Here is a 20,669-nt window from a genome sequence, read left to right on the forward strand (position 1 = left end):
TCAGATGCCTGACACAAGGGGTTTGAGGCTGCTCATGGCAATTTTCCAGGCAGTCTCGTGATGAGCCAGATCACTCGGCGTGGTCGTCAATGTGGTGATCAGCACGGCCGGTTTTCGTTCGATAAACATCTGGCGCAACATCAGTTCGCGCCCTTCACGCTTCCAGGTGTAATCCAGCAATGTGGCGGCATGTTCATGCAGCACCGTGTCCCATCGTTGGACCAACTTGAACTCAGGCAATTGCTGCTCTGCGCTCTTCACTTGCTTGTCGATGTAATCCGCGAAGATCGCGTCGCCTTGGGAGGCATCACGACTGATGACAAAACTGGCTTCCTTGGCGCCGCCAACGGCCGGCAGCTTGAAGATATTGATACTCTGGTCCTGCCAGGCATCAGGGATGTCGAGGTCCGCTTCTTGAATTCTGTAGAGGGTCACAGTGATCGCTTTCCATGGATGTGAGTGACTCGGGAAAGCGCAAATACTCGGGTAATGCGCCACAACAATCAAGCCGAGGGAGATTCCCTGGTCCCGTCCCACCAAAAATGGGCACCCAACCCAGTCGGCATGCCCATTTTTCCTACCGTCCCGCAGCCCTTCGAGACCGCACCGCTATTAAAATTTTACGGACAGGGCGGACTTGCCTAAACAAATCCGCCACTCTCCACTCTTGAATCAAGAGTTTATCAAGACTACGTTACATCCGATTCTACAAGCGTTATCAATCTTTTAATCATTCTGTTCATGTGCTTGTGGCGCAGTTCAATCGCATCCATACGAGACTTGTCAGTCGGTGCATCCGACGACTTCGGCGCTTCATACGGTTTATAAACAAGGTCGTATCGTGTACCCAGGTCTTGCAACTGGGCTTCTATGCCATCCATGGTTTTTTCTTGATTGGTCAAGCGCCCGGCTGTGTCTTTTGGTGCCTCCGATTTTTTACTAACCGCATTAGCCTCAGATCCTTCGTTAATGGAAAGGATCTGGTTGACCATCAACTCTGTTTTTATTTCACTGTCTTCGAGGCGCGCGTCTATTTTTTGCTTTTCTGTTGCAGCCGGGTCTACGGTCGTGGTCGTGCCGTCCGCGTTCTTTTTTGCCGCGCCTGGCATTGCAGCTTGCGCTTCGATTCTATCGATGATGGCTTTGGAAGCCATATGTTCCCCCACACTCAACGGGATATTCACCAGTGAATTTACCCCCCCACTGATAAGTGAGTTGCGCGCGCTGGACGCCAGTTCAGAAGAGAGCGGCGGGAACCCATTTTTATCGTGTAGATCGTTAATATTTTGCGTGGTCTTTAAAGAATCCTTAATACCAGGTGACGCGGCTTTGGGGTTTGGCAGAGGATGGGAGCCTCTTTGTTTATTTGACCGAGGATTGGAGCCCCCTGATCCATTTGCCTGAGGATTCGGACCTCCTTGCCCATTTGGCAGAGGATTCGAACCTGGATTCGATCCTGGATTCGATCCTGGATTCGATCCTGGATTCGATCCTGGATTCGAACCTGGATTCGATCCTGGATTCGATCCTGGATTCGAACCTGGATTCGAACCTGGATTCGATCCTGGATTCGAACCTGGATTCGATCCACTTCCGGAACCTCCACGTCCACTTGACCCTCCCCCCCTGCGTCCTCCGCCAGCCTTAGTAGCGCCACTTAACTCAGAAGCACCTATTTTCTCATTACTCGCCGTGGGATATTCAATACCCCCTCCGTTACCCGCATTCGAACCATATACAATCTTCGAGGAGTCAGCCGTTTGCTGCCCATTACCCGACGTCAACGGAACTGAGTTTCCTGGCACAGTTGGCTGAGGTGATGGAGTATTTGGAGGAATATAAGTTAGATCAGTGAGTTTCATTGAGACACCTCTTTAAAATAGTCTTGAGCGCGTCCCTGCAATCTCGACTAATAGGTGGCGCCTCGTACCCATTAAGTTCCAATGCGTAAGTAATCGTCCTTTACAAACAATAAAAAACTCTGCCCCGCTAATACTAATAACTGTATAAGCCGTGAGCCCCCTCCTTGCGCCTCGATTGCTTTTCCACGCGCACAAAAAATGGGCACCCGACCCAGTCGGCGTGCCCACTTTTTCTACCTCCCCGCCCCCTTCGAGACGATACCGCTATTACGGGTTGACGCTGTCTTTGAGCGACTTGCCCGGCTTGAACGCAACGGTATTGCTGGCCTTGATTTTCACAGGCTCACCGGTTTGCGGGTTTTTGCCGGTGCGGGCGCCGCGGTGGCGTTGCAGGAAGGTGCCGAAGCCAACCAGGGTGACGCTGTCCTTGCGGTGCAGGGCGCCGGTGATTTCTTCGAGAACGGCGTTGAGGACGCGATTCGCCTGTTCTTTGGTGAGGTCCGCTTTTTCAGCGATGGCGGCTGCGAGTTCTGGTTTACGCATAAGTGAAGCCTCTTTGACGGTTTTTTGTTGTTATGTCCGTGCTGCTCTCTAATGGAGCAGCGCCCAAGGCGCCGCAGGCTCTACTCTGCGGCAGACGGGAGTGAGGATGGCATGCCCTCGGACGCCGCGCCAGTCTCGTGGCGACCTTTCTAGGGTGAAAAATAGGGTTATTCCGACAGAACGACCGGTATTTACGCCAGCAGCGGCGGAAGTTCTTTGTTCAACGCCAGTTTTTCCATCACGGCGCTGCCGGTCAGCGCGTAGCCCAGCAGGCGGCCGCTGGCATCGCGGCACAGGGCCTTGATGTCGGCGCCCTGCCCTTCGACGCTCCACACGCCTTCGGTGCCCCGTGGCGGTGGCGAAACCACCAGCGGGCAGACCGGGGTTTTCACGGTGACCGGCATCGGCCCGTAGCTGACGGCCGTGGCGTTGCCCGCCAGCGTCTGGGCCAAGGCGCGGGCGCAGCTCATCAGCGGCATGACGTACAGCAGGTTCAGGCCATCGACCTCGGCGCAGTCGCCCAGGGCATAGATGTTGGCGTGGGAGGTCTTGAGGTGGCGGTCGACCACGATCCCACGGTTGACCTGCAAGCCGGCAGCCGCGGCCAGGTCGACACGCGGGCGCAGGCCGATGGCCGAGACCACCAGGTCGCACTGGATCACTTCACCGTCCGACAGGTGCGCTTCCAGACCTTCGGCGCTGCGTTGCAGGCGGTTGAGCACCGGGCCCAGGTGGAAGCGCGCCCCAAGGCCTTCCAGCCCGGCTTGTACCGCTGCGGCCGCCGCTGGGTGCAGCAGGGTCGGCATGACTTGCTCGCACGGTGCCACCAGGTCGATTTCGTAGCCGCCGAGGATCAGGTCGTTGGCGAATTCGCAGCCGATCAGGCCGGCGCCAAGCAGCAGCACGCGGCGTTTACCGACGGCTGCCGCGCGAAAGCGGGCGTAGTCTTCAAGATCGTTGATCGGGAAAATCAGCTCCGCGGCGTCGCCTTCGACCGGCACGCGCACGGTTTCCGCGCCCCAGGCCAGGACCAGGTCGCGGTAAGTCACCGCTTCTTCGCCGATCCACAAGCGCTTGTGGCCCGGGTCAATACCGGTGATACGGGTATGAGTGCGTACCTCGGCCTTGAGTTGCTCGGCCATGGCGCCGGGTTCAGCCATGCTCAGGCCATCGGCTTCCTTGTTCTTGGCAAAGCCGGTGGAGAGCATGGGCTTGGAGTAGGAGCGCCCATCATCCGCGGTGATCAGCAACAACGGGGTATCGCTGTCGAGCTTGCGAAACTCGCGGGCCACGTTGTAACCGGCGAGCCCTGTGCCGATGATCACGACAGGTGCGTTCATTCCTTTCTCCTTGTAGTACGTTTCTTAAATTCGCGATTACGCGATTTCAATCATTTCGAAATCCACTTTGCCCACGCCGCAGTCCGGGCACAGCCAGTCTTCCGGAACGTCCTCCCACAGGGTACCCGGAGCGATTCCGTCGTCCGGCCAGCCGTCTTTCTCGTCATAGATCAGGCCGCAGACTATGCATTGCCACTTCTTCATTTACTTGCTTCCTCAGGGTCCAGGCAGGTTGGCCGACGGTCGATAGATCCCGCGTTGCCGCGCGGCTCAGCGCGTTTTGTACTGATCGGGACCTGCAGATGCAAGTACGATCGACACAAGGCACCGGTTCAGCCCGGCAAAAGAGCCGGACGCCATGGTAAGCTCGCCGCCTCTTTTGCTGCCAATATTGACGCACCGTGCCGCACTCAATCGCCCTTCCCGATGCTTGCCAATGGCTGACCCAGAGCCTTCTGAGCCCCCTGCCCGCGCCGTTGACCCTTGACTGGCTGTTCGACGAGGGCTCGCTGACGCGGCGCCTGACGGGGCTGTCCAGCGACAGTTTCAGCGTGACGCCGCTGTGCGAAGGCTGGCAACCGTTGCGCAACGATGAGTGCGCGGCACTGGACCTGCCCCAGGCCAGCATCGGTTGGGTGCGCGAGGTGTATTTGCGCGGGCATGGCCAGCCGTGGGTGTTTGCCCGCAGCGTGGCGTCGCGCAGTGCGTTGCAAGGCGACGGGTTGCATATGGACGAGCTGGGGAGCCGCTCCCTGGGCGAGCTGCTGTTCTGCGACCGCGCCTTCACGCGCCGGGCGATCGAGGTCTGCCATTACCCGCGCCCATGGCTGCCCCCCGCGGATCAGCTCGACGGGCTGTGGGCGCGCCGCTCGCGGTTCGATCGCGGGGCGCTGAGCGTGCTGGTCGCCGAAATTTTCCTGCCGAGCCTGTGGCACGCGGTGCATGACCACCCGGAGAACCGCTGATGTATCAACGCCTGCTCAAATCCTTGAACCGTCTGAACCCCAGGGCCTGGGATTTCATTCAGTTGACGCGCATGGACAAACCCATCGGCATCTACCTGCTGCTGTGGCCGACGCTGTGGGCGCTGTGGATCGCCGGCAAGGGCTCGCCGTCCTTGATCAATATCCTGATTTTCGTGCTCGGCGTGGTGCTCACTCGCGCCGGCGGCTGCGTGATCAACGACTGGGCCGACCGCAAGGTCGACGGCCACGTGAAGCGCACCGAGCAACGCCCACTGGTCAGCGGCAAGATCAGCTCGAAAGAGGCGCTGGTGTTTTTCGCGCTGCTGATGGGCGTCAGTTTCCTGCTGGTGCTGCTGACCAACGCGACGACCATCCTGCTGTCCCTCGGCGGCCTGGCGCTGGCGGCGAGCTATCCGTTCATGAAGCGCTACACCTATTACCCGCAAGTGGTGCTGGGCGCGGCGTTTTCCTGGGGCATGCCGATGGCGTTCACCGCCGAAACCGGCAACCTGCCTGCCGCCGCGTGGCTGCTGTACATCGCCAATGTGCTGTGGACGGTGGGCTACGACACCTATTACGCCATGACCGACCGCGACGACGATTTGAAGATCGGCGTGAAATCCACCGCCATCCTGTTTGGCGACGCCGACCGGGCGATCATTCTGACCCTGCAAGGCCTGGCGCTGGCGTGCCTGTTGCTGGCCGGCGCGCGGTTCGAGCTGGGCGGCTGGTTCCACCTGGGGTTGCTGGCGGCGGCGGGCTGTTTTGCCTGGGAATTCTGGTACACCCGGGACAGGGACCGGATGAAGTGCTTCAAGGCGTTTTTGCACAACCACTGGGCCGGGTTGGCGATCTTTGTCGGGATTGTCGCGGATTACGGCTTTCGATGAGGGGCCAGGCCCCTCATCGCGAGGGCCCAACTAAGGCTTGGCGACTTTCCAGGCCCCGTCCATCTTGCCGTCACCGGTCATGTCGCCGGCCTTCTTGTCCATGACGAAGGTGTAGAGCGGCTTGCCGCTGTAGGCCCACTGACTCTTCTGGTCGTCACGGGTGATCACGGTCCACTTGCCCATGGGCTTGTCGGTGGACGCCGCCATCAATGGCGGCCAGTTGGCGGCGCACTTATCGTTGCACAGGGATTTGCCATCGGCGTCCTTGGCAAAGGTGTAGAGCGTCATGCCGTTGTGATCGACCAGTATCCCGTCTTTGGTCGTCGCGGGGTCCGCCGCGAATGCCAGGGTCGGCAGCGTCAACGCCGCCGTGACCAGCAAGGCCTTCCAAGAAAAAGTACTGTAAGTCATCGGAACCTTCCTTTTGTGGTTGTCAGGATTCGGACCCAAAGCGTAGTCCACGCAGGCGGGAATTGCGCGAGCAGCTAAATTACTGTCACACGACTGCAATAATTCCGTTATCTAATGCGGCGCAAGACAGTTAAATGACAAGAGGACTTTAGGCATGGTTGGCAGGAGCATTCTGATCGTCGACGACGAAGCGCCCATTCGCGAGATGATCGCCGTCGCGTTGGAAATGGCCGGCTATGACTGCCTGGAGGCGGAGAACTCGCAGCAGGCCCATGCCATTATCGTCGACCGCAAACCGGACCTGATCCTGCTCGACTGGATGCTGCCCGGCACCTCCGGCATCGAACTGGCGCGGCGCCTCAAGCGTGACGAGCTGACCGGCGATATCCCGATCATCATGCTCACGGCCAAGGGCGAAGAAGACAACAAGATCCAGGGCCTGGAAGTCGGCGCCGATGACTACATCACCAAGCCGTTTTCCCCACGGGAACTGGTCGCACGCCTGAAAGCCGTACTGCGCCGCGCCGGCCCGACCGATGGCGAAGCACCGATCGAAGTCGGCGGCCTGTTGCTGGACCCGATCAGCCACCGCGTGACCATCGACGGCAAGCCCGCCGAGATGGGCCCGACCGAATACCGTCTGCTGCAGTTCTTCATGACCCACCAGGAACGCGCCTACACCCGCGGCCAGTTGCTGGACCAAGTGTGGGGCGGCAATGTGTACGTGGAAGAGCGCACCGTGGACGTGCATATCCGTCGCCTGCGCAAAGCCCTGGGCGATGCCTACGAGAATCTGGTACAAACCGTGCGCGGCACCGGCTATCGGTTTTCCACCAAGGGCTGAGCCAGCCGGTTTCTGAACGCAAGAGCCTGACTTAACAGCTGACAAGGACGCATGTTCAAGTGAACCAAAACTGGCATGGCACGCTGATCCGCCACCTGCTGCTGTTGATCACCGGCTGCTTGCTGGTAGGCCTGATCAGCGGCCAATACGGCTGGAGCCTGGCCGTCGGCATTGGTCTGTACCTGGGCTGGACCCTCAAGCAATTGCTGCGCCTGCATGAATGGCTGCGCCAACACAAACCCGATGAAGCACCACCCGACGGCTACGGCCTGTGGGGCGAGGTGTTCGACAGCATCTACCACCTGCAACGCCGCGACCAACGGGTACGCGGGCGCCTGCAAGCGGTGATCGACCGGGTGCAGGAGTCCACCGCCGCGCTGAAAGACGCAGTGATCATGCTCGACAGCGACGGCAACCTCGAATGGTGGAACCGCGCCGCCGAGACCCTGCTGGGCCTCAAGACGCCCCAGGACAGCGGCCAACCGGTGACCAACCTGGTCCGCCACCCGCGCTTCAAGGAATACTTCGAGCAGGAAAACTACGAAGAAGCCCTGGAAATTCCCTCGCCCACCAACGACCGCGTACGCATCCAGCTGTACCTGACGCGCTACGGCAACAACGAACACTTGATGCTGGTGCGCGACGTAACCCGCATCCACCAGCTGGAACAGATGCGCAAGGACTTCGTTGCCAACGTCTCCCACGAGCTGCGCACCCCGTTGACGGTGATCTGCGGCTACCTGGAGACGCTGCTGGACAACGTCGACGAGATCAACCCGCGCTGGAGCCGCGCCCTGCAGCAGATGCAGCAGCAAGGCTCGCGCATGCAAACCCTGCTCAATGACCTGCTGTTGCTGGCCAAGCTGGAGGCGACCGATTACCCGTCGGATAACCACCCGGTGGCGGTGCAAAGCCTGTTGCAGACCATCAAGAACGACGCCCAGGCCCTCTCCGGCCAACGCGGGCAACAGATCACCCTGGAAGCCGACCCGTCGGTACTGCTCAAAGGCAGCGAAGGCGAATTGCGCAGCGCGTTTTCCAACCTGGTGTTCAACGCCGTGAAGTACACCCCGGACAAGGGCAATATCCGCATCCGCTGGTGGGCCGACGCCCAGGGCGCGCACCTGAGCGTGCAAGACTCCGGCATCGGCATCGACGCCAAGCACCTGCCGCGCCTGACCGAGCGCTTCTACCGCGTCGACTCCAGCCGCAACTCCAACACCGGCGGCACCGGGCTGGGCCTGGCGATCGTCAAGCACGTGCTGCTGCGCCACCGCGCACGCCTGGAAATCAGCAGTGTGCTCGGCCACGGCAGCACCTTTACCTGCCATTTTCCGCCGCCCCAGGTAACCCGTTCGCGGATGGTCGTGAATGATGAATAACCCGGGCACAATACAACACTAAATGTGCGAGCAAGCCCCCTCCCACATTTGGAATTGCATTGTTGCGACGCAGGTATTCCTGGCTCCATCAGGCAGCAACCACTAGGCAAGCGCTGCGCCAGCCGCTACATTGGCCGACTTGTGTCCGCCTTTCAGGCGCTCCTGTCACCCCTATTGAACATACGGAACCCGCAAAACCCCATCATGGACCCTTCCCCAAGTATCACCCTCGCCACACTCTTCGCCGATTTCGGCATGATTCTTTTTGCACTGATCCTGGTACTGCTCAACGCGTTCTTCGTTGCGGCGGAGTTTGCCATGGTCAAACTGCGCTCCACGCGGGTCGAGGCCATCGCCCACACCAACGGTTGGCGCGGGCAGATCCTGCGCACCGTCCACCGCCAGCTCGACGCCTACCTGTCGGCCTGCCAGTTGGGTATCACCCTCGCCTCCCTGGGCCTGGGCTGGGTCGGCGAGCCGGCGTTTGCGCATATCCTCGAGCCGCTGCTGGGCGCCGCTGGCGTCGAGTCGCCGGAAGTGATCAAAGGCGTGTCGTTCTTTTCCGCCTTCTTCCTGATTTCCTACCTGCACATCGTGGTCGGTGAACTGGCGCCCAAGTCCTGGGCCATTCGCAAGCCGGAACTGCTGTCGCTGTGGACGGCGGTGCCGCTGTACCTGTTCTACTGGGCCATGTACCCGGCAATCTACCTGCTCAACGCCAGCGCCAATGCCATCCTGCGGATCGCCGGGCAAGGCGAACCCGGCCCGCACCATGAGCACCAGTACAGCCGCGAAGAACTCAAGCTGATCCTGCACTCCAGCCGTGGCCAGGACCCCAGCGACCAAGGCATGCGCGTCTTGGCCTCGGCCGTGGAAATGGGCGAACTGGAAGTGGTCGACTGGGCCAACTCGCGGGAAGACCTGGTGACCCTGGACTTCAACGCTCCGCTCAAGGAAATCCTCGCGCTGTTCCGTCGCCACAAATTCAGCCGTTACCCGGTGTATGACGCCCAGCGCAACGAGTTTGTCGGCCTGCTGCACATCAAGGACCTGCTGCTGGAACTGGCGAACCTGGACCATCTCCCCGAGTCGTTCAACCTGGCCGAACTGACCCGCCCGCTGGAGCGCGTGTCGCGGCACATGCCGCTGTCGCAGTTGCTGGAGCAGTTCCGCAAAGGCGGCGCGCACTTCGCCCTGGTGGAAGAAGCCGACGGCAAGGTCATCGGCTACCTGACCATGGAAGACGTGCTCGAAGTGCTGGTGGGCGATATCCAGGACGAACACCGCAAGGCCGAGCGCGGCATCCTCGCCTACCAGCCGGGCAAACTGCTGGTACGCGGCGATACGCCGCTGTTCAAGGTGGAACGCCTGCTCGGCGTCGACCTCGACCACATCGAAGCGGAAACCCTGGCCGGGCTGGTCTACGACACCCTCAAGCGGGTGCCGGAAGAGGAAGAAGTTCTCGAGGTTGAAGGCCTGCGGATCATCATCAAGAAGATGAAAGGGCCGAAAATCGTGCTGGCCAAGGTCCTGCTGCTGGACTGACCGTAAATTGCCCAAGGCAAAATTGGGCAATACCCCCACGGGCTGGTTGAACTCATACGGGATCGATACCAGCCCCGCCTCGGTCCGCTGCTGCACCACAAAGTGCAGGTGCGGCCCGCTGCTGTTGCCGGTGTTGCCCGACAACCCCAGCGCACTGCCCACCGCCACCCGCTGCCCCGGCCTGACGCTGACCGACCCTTGCTTGAGGTGCAGGTACACGCCCTGGGTGCCGTCATCGTGCAGCACCCGCACGAAATTCCCTGACGCATCGTTGCCGCGCCCGGCCTGGTCATTCTCGATCTTCACCACCCTGCCGCTGCGCGCCGCAATGATCGGCGTGCCTTCGGGCATGGCAATGTCCATGGCGTAGCGGCTTTTGGCGTCGGTATGACTGAAGCTGCCGTTGGGGCCTTGGCTCAGGCGAAACGGCCCGCCGCGCCAGGGCAAGGGGTAGCGGTAGGCCTGCTGGGGATAACCGGGCCTTGGCCGGTCGAGCACCGGCCGTTGCACGCGCACGGCCCCCCGCTCCCGGATCACAAACGCCTGGGCGCCGGGGGTTTGCCGGTCGCTGAAAAACACCTCGCCATTGGCGTCGGTGGATTTGTAGAGGGTCATGGCCGGGGTCGACGTGGCAACCGTGGCCAATACGCAGAGCAGCAGTAGGCGAATGAGCATGGCGCGAACCTGCCGGGGAGACTGAATGGCAGGCTAGCAAGGCTTGATGACAAGACCGTGTGAGATTTACCCGATACTGAAAACAACGAACTTCACATGTAGGAGCGGGCTTGCTCGCGATTGCGGTAGTTCAGCCAACGAAGATGTTGAATGAAAGACCATCGGGAGCACGCCCCCTTCCACAGGGGACAGGTGGCGTTCTGTGAATCAGGCACCCGGCACAAAATGCTTCTGCGCCGTACCCCGCGCGATCAACCGCGAGATGTAGTCCAGTTTCTGCGCATCCTGGTCGATAAAGCGGAAGGTCAGTTGCAGCCAGTCGCTGTCGGGCTTGGGCTCGAAGGCGACGACGGCGTGCAGGTAGCCGTTGAGGCGTGCGACTTCGGCGTTGTCGCCTTGCTCAAGGTCGAGCACCGCGCTTTCCAGTACCTGAGGCAGGACCTCACTGCGACGGACCACCAGCAGCGCTTCCTTGATGCTCAGGCCCTTGATCACGCATTGCTGGGTGCCGCTGGACAGGCGCAACTGACCCTGCCCGCGACCACTGGCGGGCGCAGCGGCGGCAGCCGCCTTCACGGGCGGGCTGTTGAGCAGGCCTTTGCTCGGTGCAGCCGCCGCGATAGGAGCGACCTTGACCGCTTCGGGCTTGCCACCGGTCAGGGCGCTCAGGGAGTCGTTGCCGAACGCTGAGTTCATCTTGGTCGGTGCGCTGGCGACCAGGGCGTCGAGGCGCCCGACCTTGTGCAGGGCGTGCTTGACCTTGGTCAACAGCTGTTCGTTGGTGAACGGTTTGCTGACGTAGCCGGAAACCCCGGCCTGGATCGCCTGCACCACGTTCTCCTTGTCGCCGCGGCTGGTCACCATCACGAACGGCATGGCTTTGAGCTGCGGTTGCTCACGGCACCAGGTCAACAGCTCCAGGCCGGACATCTCGGGCATTTCCCAGTCGCACAACACCAGATCGAAGGTTTCGCGCATCAGGATGGCCTGGGCCTTTTTGCCGTTCACCGCATCTTCAATCTTGATCCCGGGGAAGTAATTGCGCAGGCACTTCTTCACCAGGTCGCGAATAAACGAGGCGTCATCCACCACCAATACACTGACTTTACTCATCGACCCTTTATCCTATAAAAACGCGGCACGCAGAACGCCTGACTGGTGGCATTTTGCCAAAACTCTGTAGTCGTGTTGGGACTTTCTTTCACCCCACGCACAAAAAAATCAGCGCCCACAAACGAAAACGCCCGACCAAAGGCCGGGCGTTAATATCTCGGGCAACCTTACTTATCGTCAGATTCGCCCGGAACATTAGGGATTTGATCGGTAGATCCTTCAACTTCGGCTTTCATGCGCTTGAGGCCCATGTGCCGCACGTCGGTGCCACGCACCAGATAGATCACCAACTCCGAGATATTGCGCGCGTGGTCGCCGATCCGCTCCAGCGAACGCAGCACCCAGATAATGCTCAAGACCCGTGTGATAGAGCGCGGGTCTTCCATCATGTAGGTGGCCAGCTCGCGCAGGGCGGTCTTGTACTCACGGTCGATGATCTTGTCGTACTGGGCCACCGACAACGCCAGTTCGGCGTCGAAACGGGCAAACGCGTCCAGGGCATCGCGCACCATGTTGCGCACCTGGTCACCGATATGCCGCACTTCCACATAACCGCGCGGCGCTTCACCTTCTTCGCACAGTTGGATGGCGCGGCGGGCGATCTTGGTGGATTCATCGCCGATACGCTCAAGGTCGATCACCGACTTGGAAATACTGATGATCAAGCGCAGGTCGGAAGCCGCCGGCTGGCGACGGGCGAGAATGCGCAGGCATTCTTCGTCGATATTGCGTTCCATCTGGTTGATCTGGTCATCGATCTCGCGCACTTGCTGGGCCAGGCCCGAGTCGGCCTCGATCAGCGCGGTGACCGCATCGTTGACTTGCTTCTCCACCAGCCCGCCCATCGCCAGGAGGTGGCTGCGCACTTCCTCAAGCTCGGCGTTGAACTGCGCGGAGATGTGGTGGGTAAGGCCTTCTTTGCTAATCATGTTGGCGTCCTTGGAGCGTCCGGAAAGGTGCGGAGAACCGCAGCGTCAATGCAATCTGAACCACAGCTTCCTAGCCGTAGCGACCGGTGATGTAGTCTTCGGTCTGTTTCTTCGCCGGATTGGTGAACAGGGTATCGGTATCGCCGAACTCCACCAGCTTGCCCATGTACATGAACGCGGTGTAGTCGGAAACCCGCGCCGCCTGTTGCATGTTGTGAGTCACGATGACGATGGTGAACTTGGACTTGAGCTCGTAGATCAGTTCTTCGACTTTCAACGTCGAGATCGGGTCGAGTGCCGAGCAAGGTTCGTCGAGCAGCAGCACTTCCGGTTCCACGGCGATGGTACGCGCGATCACCAGGCGTTGTTGCTGGCCGCCGGACAGGCCGAGTGCGGAGTCGTGCAGGCGGTCCTTGACCTCGTCCCACAGCGCCGCGCCTTTAAGCGCCCATTCGACCGCTTCATCGAGGATGCGCTTCTTGTTGATGCCCTGGATGCGCAAGCCGTAGACCACGTTTTCGTAGATGGTCTTGGGGAACGGGTTGGGCTTCTGGAACACCATGCCCACCCGGCGACGCAGCTCGGCCACGTCTTCACCCTTGCGGTAGATGTTGCTGCCGTAGAGGTTGATCGCACCGTCCACGCGGCAACCGTCGACCAGGTCGTTCATGCGGTTGAAGGTGCGCAGCAGCGTGGACTTGCCGCAGCCCGACGGGCCGATGAAGGCGGTCACGCGCTGCTTGGGGATGTTCATGCTGACGTCGAACAGCGCCTGTTTGTCGCCGTAGTACAGGCTCAGGCCCGGCACTTCGATGGCCACGGTTTCCTGGGCCAGGCTCAGGCTCTGCTTGTCACGACCCAGGGCAGACATGTTGATGCCATGGGAATGGGTTTCTTGTTGCATGGGATGCTCCCTGTGCTACCAATTCGTGTTGTTGAACCGCCGGGGACGGTTTACTCAAATTCTGCGTATATCGTGGTCTAGTGTGGGAGGGGGCTTGCCCCCGATAGCAGTGTGTCAGCCAGCATATGTGTTTCTGATACGCCGCTATCGGGGGCAAGCCCCCTCCCACATTGAGTCCGCGTTTACTTCAATTAACTGTCCAACGCCTTGTACTTCTCGCGCAGGTGGTTACGGATCCACACCGCCGACAAGTTGAGCGTGGCGATCACCAGCACCAGCAACAGTGCGGTGGCATATACCAGCGGCCTTGCGGCCTCGACGTTGGGGCTCTGGAAGCCGACGTCATAAATATGGAAGCCCAGGTGCATGATCTTCTGGTCAAGGTGCAAGTAAGGGTAGTTGCCGTCCAGCGGCAGCGACGGGGCCAGCTTGACCACGCCCACCAGCATCAGCGGCGCTACTTCACCGGCGGCACGGGCCACGGCGAGGATCATGCCGGTCATCATCGCCGGGCTGGCCATCGGCAGCACGATCTTCCACAGCGTTTCCGCCTTGGTCGCGCCGAGTGCCAGCGAGCCTTCGCGCACAGTGCGAGGAATCCGCGCCAGGCCTTCTTCGGTAGCCACGATCACCACCGGCACCGCCAGCAGCGCCAGGGTCAGCGACGCCCACAACAGGCCCGGCGTGCCGAAGGTCGGGGCCGGCAGGGCTTCGGCGAAGAACAGGCGGTCAACCGAGCCACCCAATACATACACGAAGAAGCCCAGGCCGAACACGCCGTAAACGATGGCCGGTACGCCCGCCAGGTTGTTCACGGCGATGCGGATGATCCGCGTCAGGGCGTTCTGCTTGGCGTATTCACGCAGGTACACCGCCGCCAGCACGCCGAATGGGGTCACGATCATCGCCATGATCAGGGTCATCATCACGGTGCCGAAGATCGCCGGGAAGATCCCGCCTTCGGTGTTGGCTTCCCGTGGGTCGTCGCTGAGGAACTCCCAGACCTTACTGAAGTAGAAGCCGATCTTGGTCATCGTGCCCATGGCGTTCGGCTGATAGGCGTGGACCACTTTGCCGATGCCGATTTCGACTTCCTTGCCGTTCGCATCGCGGGCAGTCAAGGCGTCGCGGTTGAATTGGGCGTGCAGGTCGGCCAGGCGCGCTTCGATGTCCTGGTAACGGGCATTCAGTTCGGCGCGGCCCGAGTCCATGTCGGCCTGGGCGGCGGCGTCGAGCTTGCCTTCCAGTTCCAGCTTGCGACCGTGCAGACGGATACGTTCAAGACCGGCGTTGATCGCGCCGATGTCGGACTTCTCAAGGGTCTTGAGCTGGGCCGCCAGCTTGTTCACGCGGTCGACCCGAGCCTGCAGCTCCGGCCACGCAGCCTGGCCTTCGGCGATGACCTTGCCATCCTGCTTGACGTTGACCAGGGTGCCGTAGAAGTTGCCCCACTCACGGCGCTCGATGGTCATCAATTCCAGCGGTTTGGTCTGGTTCTTCAGCCATTCGCCGACGATCCATGTGAAGTCGTTGCCATTCAGATCGCGGTTACCGACTTTGATCAGCTCGCGGGTCATGAATTCCGGGCCCACGTCGGGCACGGGCAGGCCAGCGCTTTTCAGGCGCTCGCGCGGCACTTCTTCTTTCTGTACCACTTCGCCGATGACGATATGGTTGGCCTGGCCCGGGACATCGTAGTTGGCCTGGATCAGGTCAGCCGGCCAGAAGTGGCCCAAACCACGCACCGCAATCACAGCCAGCAAACCAAGGGTCATGATGACCGCGATGGACACCGCGCCACCGCTGATCCAGACGCCGGGGGCGCCGCTCTTGAACCATCCATTCAGGGAGTTCTGTTTCACAGACTTCTACCTTTCTTAAAGCGACGAGTATTTCTTGCGCAGACGCTGACGAATCAGCTCGGCGAGGGTGTTCATGATGAAGGTGAACAACAGCAGCACCAGCGCCGAGAGGAACAGCACGCGGTAGTGACTGCCGCCCACTTCCGACTCGGGCATTTCCACCGCGACGTTGGCCGCCAGGGTGCGCAGGCCTTCGAACAGGTTCATCTCCATCACCGGAGTGTTACCGGTGGCCATCAGCACGATCATGGTCTCGCCCACGGCGCGGCCCATGCCGATCATCAGCGCCGAGAAAATCCCCGGGCTGGCGGTCAGGATGACCACGCGGGTCATGGTCTGCCACGGCGTGGCGCCCAGGGCCAAAGAGCCCAGGGTCAGGCCGCGCGGCACGCTGAACACGGCGTCTTCGGCGATGGAGTAGATGTTCGGGATCACCGCGAACCCCATCGCCAGGCCGACGACCAGGGCGTTGCGCTGGTCATAGGTGATGCCCAGGTCATGGGAGATCCACATCCGCATGTCGCCGCCGAAGAACCAGGTTTCCAGGTACGGGCTCATGTACAGCGAGAGCCAGCCCACAAACAGGATCACCGGGATCAGGATCGCGCTTTCCCAGCCATCGGGAACCCGCAGGCGAATGGACTCAGGCAGGCGGCTGAAGATAAAACCGGCCACCAGGATGCCAATCGGCACCAGCATCAGCAGGCTGAAAATCCCCGGTAGATGCCCTTCGACATACGGCGCGAGGAACAGGCCGGCGAAGAAGCCGAGGATCACCGTCGGCATCGCTTCCATCAGCTCGATCACCGGCTTGACCTTGCGGCGCAGGCCCGGCGCCATGAAGTACGCAGTGTAGATCGCTGCGGCAACAGCCAGCGGCGCGGCCAGCAACATGGCGTAGAACGCGGCCTTCAGCGTACCGAAGGTCAGCGGCGCGAGGCTCATCTTGGGTTCGAAATCGGTGTTGGCGGCGGTCGATTGCCAGACGTATTTAGGCTCGTCGTAGTTTTCGTACCAGACCTTGCTCCACAGCGCGCTCCACGACACTTCCGGGTGCGGGTTGTCCAGCAGCAACGGTTGCAGCTTGCCGTCGGCTTCGACGATCACACGGTTGGCCCGTGGCGACAGGCCGAACACGCCCGGGCCATCGACCACCGGGTCCACCAGCAGGGTGCGGTGGGCGGTGCTGTGGAACACGCCGAACTTGCCGGAAGCGTCGAGGGCGGTGAAGCCTTTGCGACGTTCTTCGGCGGTGATTTCAACGATGGGCGCAGTGCCCATCTCGAAGGTGCGGATCTGCTTCAGGCGCTGTTCGCCATCCGGGTCACGGGCCATGAACCACTGGGCCAGGCCGCCCTTGGAGTTACCGACGATCAGCGAGATACCGCCCACCAGTTGGGTGCTGGCGGTGATTTCGGCGTCGCCGTCTTCCAGCAGTTTATAGCGACCGTTGAGGCTCTTGTCGCGCAGGCTGAACACATCCGCCAGGGCACGGCCGTTGATCACGTACAGCCATTGCTGGCGTGGGTCGATGAAGATCGCCTTCACCGGCTCGGTCATCTGCGGCAGCTCGATACGCTTCTGCTCGCTGGTGACTTCGCCGGTCATCATGTTTTCTTCACGGCTCAGGGACAGCACGTTCAAGTGCGAACCGGCCGAACCGGCCACCACCAGCGAGGTGTCGGTGACGTTCAGCGCGACGTGTTCCAGCGGGCGACCGGCGTCATCCAGCACGATCGGCGTTTCGCCGTAAGGGTATTCGATGGCCGGGCTGATGGTCTTCTTGCCGTCCGGGTAGGACACCTTGTAGGTGTGGCGGAACACCAGGGACTGGCCATTGGACAAACCGAGGATCACCAGCGGGCTGCCCGGCTGGTCTTTACCAATCGACACGACGCTGACGCCGGCCGCCAGCGGCAGGTCGATGCGCTTGAGTTCGGCGCCGGTGCTCACGTCGAAGAACAGCGCCTGGCCTTTGTCGGAAACCCGCATGGCGACTTGGTTCTGTTCTTCCAGCGAGATCATCAACGGCTTGCCCGCGTCTTGCATCCACGCCGGTGTCAGCGCGGCTTCCTTGGTCAGCGAGGCGCCCTGGAACAAGGGCGCGACCACGTAGGCCAGGAAGAAGAAGATCAGGGTGATAGCGCCGAGGACGGCGAGGCCGCCGATCAACACGTACCAACGGGTCAGGCGATCCTTGAGCGCGCGAATGCGGCGCTTGCGTTGCAACTCAGGCGTATTGAAGTCAATACGCTTGGGGGGAGAAGTCGTCGTCATAGTGGAATTGGCCAGATCATTCATGCGCACACCCTAGCGGTCCTGTATGACAGAAAGATGACAATGCAGTGACGCAAGAAATCCGCCGCATGGCAGAGCCGGCAGCGGACTAAAAATTAGGAGTTTCTGTAGGAGCGAGCTTGCTCGCGAAGAGCGTTAACGATAACGCGCCGCTTCTGAATAAACGCGGTGCTCTATCATCTTTCGCGAGCAAGCCCGCTCCTACAGAACGGCCGGTTTTACCCGGCCCAGCAACTTAGTTGCCTTCTTTCAGACCCAGGTCAGCCAGTGCCTTGGCGGCAACTTTGGCTGGCAGTGGGATGTAGCCGTCCTTGACCACAACTTCCTGGCCCTGCTTGGACAGAACCAGCTTCACGAACTCGGCTTCCAGCGGCGCCAGCGGCTTGTTCGGGGCTTTGTTGACGTAAACGTAGAGGAAACGCGACAGCGGGTATTTGCCGTTCAGGGCGTTTTCTTCGCTGTCTTCGATGAAGTCAGTGCTGCCTTTCTTGGCCAGGGCCACGGTCTTCACGCTGGCGGTCTTGTAGCCGATGCCCGAGTAACCGATGCCGTTCAGCGAGGAGCTGATCGACTGCACGACCGAAGCCGAGCCTGGTTGTTCGTTCACGTTAGGCTTGTAGTCGCCTTTGCACAGGGCTTCTTCCTTGAAGTAGCCGTAGGTGCCGGATACCGAGTTACGACCGAACAGTTGCACTGGCTTGTTGGCCAGGTCGCCGGTCACACCCAGGTCGCCCCAGGTTTTGACGTCGGCTTTGGCACCGCACAGGCGAGTCGAGGAGAAGATCGCGTCGACTTGTTCCATGGTCAGGTGCTTGATCGGGTTGTCCTTGTGCACGAACACGGCCAGGGCATCCACGGCAACCGGGATAGCAGTTGGCTTGTAGCCGTACTTCTGCTCGAAGGCCGCCAGTTCGGTGTCCTTCATCTTGCGGCTCATCGGGCCCAGGTTGGAGGTGCCTTCAGTCAGCGCAGGTGGCGCAGTGGCAGAACCAGCAGCTTGAATCTGGATGTTGACGTTCGGGTATTCCTTTTTGTAACCCTCGGCCCACAGGGTCATCAGGTTAGCCAGGGTATCGGAACCGACGCTGGACAAGTTGCCCGACACACCAGTGGTCTTCGTGTAAGCCGGAATAGCCGGGTCAACACCAGCGGCCACCGCGTGGGCAGTCGCAACGCCAGCAGCGACAAAAGTCATTGCCGCCATCAAACGCTTCAGTTTCATGCCTTACTCCTAGCAGATAGGGATAGTTGGATCGGGGCCAAGTATTGATAGGCCGTGTGAACACTCTATGTCTGGAATATGACAATTAGATGAAAGGCCAGTATTGGAAAGGAACCAGGCTAAGCGCGAGAAATATGCGGAACAACTGGAGTGTGCGGGGCGGCAACGCTCATGTTGCTTGAATTTAGAAACACTTTGTAATCGTTGCTTCATCAACGCTGCCTGCAGCCTGACCAGCGAACGGCGAGTCCCAGGTTGACAAAACAAAACCAAAGCATAGTCTTGTCAACCTAAGGAGATCGCACATGATCAATGACCGGATTCGCCGCGCAAGGCTATTGCGTGGCATGTCGCTGGAAGCACTGGCGCTCAGTCTCGGCGATATAACCAAGCAAGGCCTGAGCAAATATGAAAAAGGGTTGAGTACCCCGAACTCGCGGCGCCTTCTACAATTGGCAAAGGCGCTGGAGGTGAGCCCTGAGTATTTTTTCCGCCCCCAAGCACTGCCACTCGCGCCGCTGGAGTTCCGCAAACTGGCGAAAATGCCCAAATACCGCCAAGTACAGGTTGAGGAACAGATCCGCGAGCATCTAGAGCGGTACATCGCCCTTGAAGAGTGCTTCGATCCGTTGGATATCCAGACTGCCAAAACTCCCGCACAAATGCTGTCGGTGTCCTCAATTGACGACGCTGAACGAGCCGCAGATCAGCTCCGCAAATATTGGGGCATCGGTGAAGATCCTATCGCCCATCTGACTGAGCAATTGGAAGAGCATGGCATCAAGGTAGTAATGCTGGCGGGGCCCGATGATTTCGATGGTGCCTGCGCAGCCACTAATGAGGGAGAACATGTACTGATCGCATTGAATGCCCAGCGGCCAGGTGAGCGTATCCGCTTCACCGCAGCCCATGAATTGGGGCACTGGGTAATGAAACTGCCCGACGATATGCCCGAGCGAGATAAAGAAAACTGCTGTCACCGCTTTGCGGGGGCTTTTCTATATCCAGCTAAAAGCGTCACCGGCGATTTTGGGAGCCATCAACGTTCACGCGTCCACCCCCGTGAACTCTTGATAGCCAAACGCCAATATGGGCTCTCAATGCATGCAGCACTCCGTCGATTGAAGGACCTCAATCTACTGGGGGAAGGTGGTTACAAATCCCTAACCATCCAATTCAGTAGCAACGGTTGGCGCAAGGCGGAACCCGAACCGCTACCTTGCAAGCCGCCCCAGCGTTTCGAATCACTGGTGTTCTGGGGATTGGCGGAGGGCCTTATCACCAAATCAAGAGCGGCAGAGTTACTGCGGCGCCCAATAAAGGCTCTAGACCCCAATTTTTTGGGCTCACTGGAGAGTGCATGAGCCTGATCTATATCAGCGACACCAATATCTGGATTGACTTCAGAAATGCGGGATTGCTGGAGCATATGTTCAGGCTGCCATTCACTCTGTGCTGTACCGATTTCGTGATGCACGAACTTGAGGACTTCCCCCACGATGAACTGCTCGCTCGGGGGCTGGTTGTCGAGGCATTTGACGAAGGCGGTGTGCAGAAGCTCTTAACGCTTAAAGTCGAACACAACAACAGTTCCTTGGCTGACGTTTCCTGCTACTTGCTCGCACAAGCAACCGGAAGACCGCTACTCACTGGAGATGGAAAGCTCCGTCGCCAGGCCATTCGGGACGGACTGCAAGTGCATGGTGCGCTTTGGTTACTCGACCTAACGGTCGAATATCAGGTCATCAATAATGCCGTTGCAGCAACGGCACTAGAAAATATGCTGACCGGGGGCGCGCGCTTACCCGTATCAGAATGCCAAACCAGACTCTCGACTTGGCGCGTGATATAGAAAGTCAGCATGGACATTGGATAACCAATGAA

The 20,669-nt window shown here is 60.0% G+C and carries 19 protein-coding genes and 1 pseudogene; 7 read left to right on the plus strand and 13 right to left on the minus strand.

The features are described from left to right. The 5 genes from INT12_RS06180 to INT12_RS06200 all read right to left on the minus strand — a co-directional run bounded on the left by INT12_RS06180 (position 1) and on the right by INT12_RS06200 (position 3,949). Positions 1 to 435, minus strand: a complete 435-nt coding sequence (locus tag INT12_RS06180; protein WP_017849988.1) for a DUF1795 domain-containing protein — start codon at positions 433 to 435, stop codon at positions 1 to 3. Positions 436 to 689: 254 nt separating this feature from the next. Then, positions 690 to 1,154, minus strand: a complete 465-nt coding sequence (locus INT12_RS06185) for a hypothetical protein (RefSeq protein ID WP_017849989.1) — start codon at positions 1,152 to 1,154, stop codon at positions 690 to 692. A gap of 975 nt (positions 1,155 to 2,129) precedes the next feature. Further along, positions 2,130 to 2,405, minus strand: a complete 276-nt coding sequence (locus tag INT12_RS06190; protein WP_003213368.1) for an HU family DNA-binding protein — start codon at positions 2,403 to 2,405, stop codon at positions 2,130 to 2,132. A gap of 191 nt (positions 2,406 to 2,596) precedes the next feature. Further along, positions 2,597 to 3,745: an NAD(P)/FAD-dependent oxidoreductase gene (locus INT12_RS06195; RefSeq protein ID WP_017849991.1), complete on the minus strand. Its 1,149-nt coding sequence runs from the start codon at positions 3,743 to 3,745 to the stop codon at positions 2,597 to 2,599. Positions 3,746 to 3,781: 36 nt separating this feature from the next. Next, positions 3,782 to 3,949, minus strand: coding sequence for a rubredoxin (locus tag INT12_RS06200; protein WP_046381624.1), 168 nt, complete (start codon positions 3,947 to 3,949; stop codon positions 3,782 to 3,784). A gap of 197 nt (positions 3,950 to 4,146) precedes the next feature. Between INT12_RS06200 and INT12_RS06205 the strand changes: the two genes are divergently transcribed. Next, complete coding sequence (locus INT12_RS06205; RefSeq protein ID WP_193040731.1) at positions 4,147 to 4,710, plus strand: chorismate lyase; 564 nt, start codon at positions 4,147 to 4,149, stop codon at positions 4,708 to 4,710. Further along, entirely contained in the window at positions 4,710 to 5,600 is an 891-nt protein-coding gene (ubiA, locus tag INT12_RS06210; RefSeq protein ID WP_017849994.1) for a 4-hydroxybenzoate octaprenyltransferase, read from the plus strand. The genes INT12_RS06205 and ubiA overlap by 1 nt, the downstream gene beginning before the upstream one ends. Positions 5,601 to 5,630: 30 nt before the next feature. Here the strand turns inward: ubiA and INT12_RS06215 are convergent, their stop codons facing one another. Then, positions 5,631 to 6,011: a hypothetical protein gene (locus INT12_RS06215; protein ID WP_126589091.1), complete on the minus strand. Its 381-nt coding sequence runs from the start codon at positions 6,009 to 6,011 to the stop codon at positions 5,631 to 5,633. 154 nt (positions 6,012 to 6,165) lie between these two features. Here INT12_RS06215 and phoB point away from each other — a divergent pair, with 154 nt between their 5' ends. The 3 genes from phoB (at position 6,166) to INT12_RS06230 (ending at position 9,782) form a co-directional block, all read left to right on the plus strand. Further along, positions 6,166 to 6,855, plus strand: coding sequence for a phosphate regulon transcriptional regulator PhoB (gene phoB, locus INT12_RS06220; protein ID WP_003176964.1), 690 nt, complete (start codon positions 6,166 to 6,168; stop codon positions 6,853 to 6,855). 59 nt (positions 6,856 to 6,914) lie between these two features. Next, on the plus strand, positions 6,915 to 8,237 hold the full coding sequence (gene phoR / locus INT12_RS06225) for a phosphate regulon sensor histidine kinase PhoR (protein ID WP_017849996.1): 1,323 nt from the start codon (positions 6,915 to 6,917) through the stop codon (positions 8,235 to 8,237). Positions 8,238 to 8,441: 204 nt separating this feature from the next. Then, positions 8,442 to 9,782, plus strand: a complete 1,341-nt coding sequence (locus INT12_RS06230; RefSeq protein WP_017849997.1) for a hemolysin family protein — start codon at positions 8,442 to 8,444, stop codon at positions 9,780 to 9,782. A 6-nt stretch (positions 9,783 to 9,788) separates the two neighbouring features. On the opposite strand, the pseudogene INT12_RS06235 reads toward INT12_RS06230, so the two are convergent. From INT12_RS06235 to INT12_RS06265, 7 genes and pseudogenes are all read right to left on the minus strand, one after another. After that, positions 9,789 to 10,457 (minus strand): annotated as a pseudogene (locus tag INT12_RS06235) (M23 family metallopeptidase); the annotation flags it as partial. A 207-nt stretch (positions 10,458 to 10,664) separates the two neighbouring features. Next, complete coding sequence (locus INT12_RS06240) at positions 10,665 to 11,570, minus strand: response regulator (protein WP_046485961.1); 906 nt, start codon at positions 11,568 to 11,570, stop codon at positions 10,665 to 10,667. Between the two features lie 167 nt (positions 11,571 to 11,737). Further along, on the minus strand, positions 11,738 to 12,499 hold the full coding sequence (gene phoU / locus INT12_RS06245) for a phosphate signaling complex protein PhoU (protein ID WP_017850000.1): 762 nt from the start codon (positions 12,497 to 12,499) through the stop codon (positions 11,738 to 11,740). 70 nt (positions 12,500 to 12,569) lie between these two features. Continuing rightward, the gene (pstB, locus tag INT12_RS06250) at positions 12,570 to 13,403 is read right to left on the minus strand and encodes a phosphate ABC transporter ATP-binding protein PstB (protein WP_017850001.1); all 834 of its coding nucleotides are present in this window, start codon (positions 13,401 to 13,403) and stop codon (positions 12,570 to 12,572) included. Positions 13,404 to 13,594: 191 nt separating this feature from the next. Then, the gene (gene pstA, locus INT12_RS06255; protein WP_046485946.1) at positions 13,595 to 15,265 is read right to left on the minus strand and encodes a phosphate ABC transporter permease PstA; all 1,671 of its coding nucleotides are present in this window, start codon (positions 15,263 to 15,265) and stop codon (positions 13,595 to 13,597) included. Positions 15,266 to 15,280: 15 nt separating this feature from the next. Next, on the minus strand, positions 15,281 to 17,314 hold the full coding sequence (locus tag INT12_RS06260; RefSeq protein ID WP_169884756.1) for an ABC transporter permease subunit: 2,034 nt from the start codon (positions 17,312 to 17,314) through the stop codon (positions 15,281 to 15,283). A 484-nt stretch (positions 17,315 to 17,798) separates the two neighbouring features. Continuing rightward, complete coding sequence (locus INT12_RS06265; protein ID WP_017850004.1) at positions 17,799 to 18,785, minus strand: phosphate ABC transporter substrate-binding protein PstS; 987 nt, start codon at positions 18,783 to 18,785, stop codon at positions 17,799 to 17,801. Positions 18,786 to 19,090: 305 nt separating this feature from the next. Between INT12_RS06265 and INT12_RS06270 the strand changes: the two genes are divergently transcribed. Next, positions 19,091 to 20,149: a helix-turn-helix domain-containing protein gene (locus INT12_RS06270; protein WP_046485942.1), complete on the plus strand. Its 1,059-nt coding sequence runs from the start codon at positions 19,091 to 19,093 to the stop codon at positions 20,147 to 20,149. Then, the gene (locus tag INT12_RS06275) at positions 20,146 to 20,637 is read left to right on the plus strand and encodes a type II toxin-antitoxin system VapC family toxin (RefSeq protein ID WP_193040730.1); all 492 of its coding nucleotides are present in this window, start codon (positions 20,146 to 20,148) and stop codon (positions 20,635 to 20,637) included. Before INT12_RS06270 ends, INT12_RS06275 begins: the two co-directional genes overlap by 4 nt. Positions 20,638 to 20,669 lie beyond the last annotated feature (32 nt).

The sequence above is a fragment of the Pseudomonas sp. K8 genome (genome assembly GCF_014889455.1).
Classification (GTDB): domain Bacteria; phylum Pseudomonadota; class Gammaproteobacteria; order Pseudomonadales; family Pseudomonadaceae; genus Aquipseudomonas; species Aquipseudomonas veronii.

Coding starts and splice junctions, on each gene's coding strand:
- INT12_RS06190 (WP_003213368.1), bottom strand. CDS start 2,405: ATGCGTAAACCAGAACTCGCAGCCGCCATCGCTGAAAAAGCGGACCTC.
- INT12_RS06265 (WP_017850004.1), bottom strand. CDS start 18,785: ATGAAACTGAAGCGTTTGATGGCGGCAATGACTTTTGTCGCTGCTGGC.
- INT12_RS06185 (WP_017849989.1), bottom strand. CDS start 1,154: ATGGCTTCCAAAGCCATCATCGATAGAATCGAAGCGCAAGCTGCAATG.
- INT12_RS06200 (WP_046381624.1), bottom strand. CDS start 3,949: ATGAAGAAGTGGCAATGCATAGTCTGCGGCCTGATCTATGACGAGAAA.
- INT12_RS06260 (WP_169884756.1), bottom strand. CDS start 17,314: ATGCAAGACGCGGGCAAGCCGTTGATGATCTCGCTGGAAGAACAGAAC.
- INT12_RS06240 (WP_046485961.1), bottom strand. CDS start 11,570: ATGAGTAAAGTCAGTGTATTGGTGGTGGATGACGCCTCGTTTATTCGC.
- INT12_RS06195 (WP_017849991.1), bottom strand. CDS start 3,745: ATGAACGCACCTGTCGTGATCATCGGCACAGGGCTCGCCGGTTACAAC.
- phoB (WP_003176964.1), top strand. CDS start 6,166: ATGGTTGGCAGGAGCATTCTGATCGTCGACGACGAAGCGCCCATTCGC.
- INT12_RS06230 (WP_017849997.1), top strand. CDS start 8,442: ATGGACCCTTCCCCAAGTATCACCCTCGCCACACTCTTCGCCGATTTC.
- INT12_RS06270 (WP_046485942.1), top strand. CDS start 19,091: ATGATCAATGACCGGATTCGCCGCGCAAGGCTATTGCGTGGCATGTCG.
- INT12_RS06215 (WP_126589091.1), bottom strand. CDS start 6,011: ATGACTTACAGTACTTTTTCTTGGAAGGCCTTGCTGGTCACGGCGGCG.
- INT12_RS06275 (WP_193040730.1), top strand. CDS start 20,146: ATGAGCCTGATCTATATCAGCGACACCAATATCTGGATTGACTTCAGA.
- ubiA (WP_017849994.1), top strand. CDS start 4,710: ATGTATCAACGCCTGCTCAAATCCTTGAACCGTCTGAACCCCAGGGCC.
- phoU (WP_017850000.1), bottom strand. CDS start 12,499: ATGATTAGCAAAGAAGGCCTTACCCACCACATCTCCGCGCAGTTCAAC.
- pstB (WP_017850001.1), bottom strand. CDS start 13,403: ATGCAACAAGAAACCCATTCCCATGGCATCAACATGTCTGCCCTGGGT.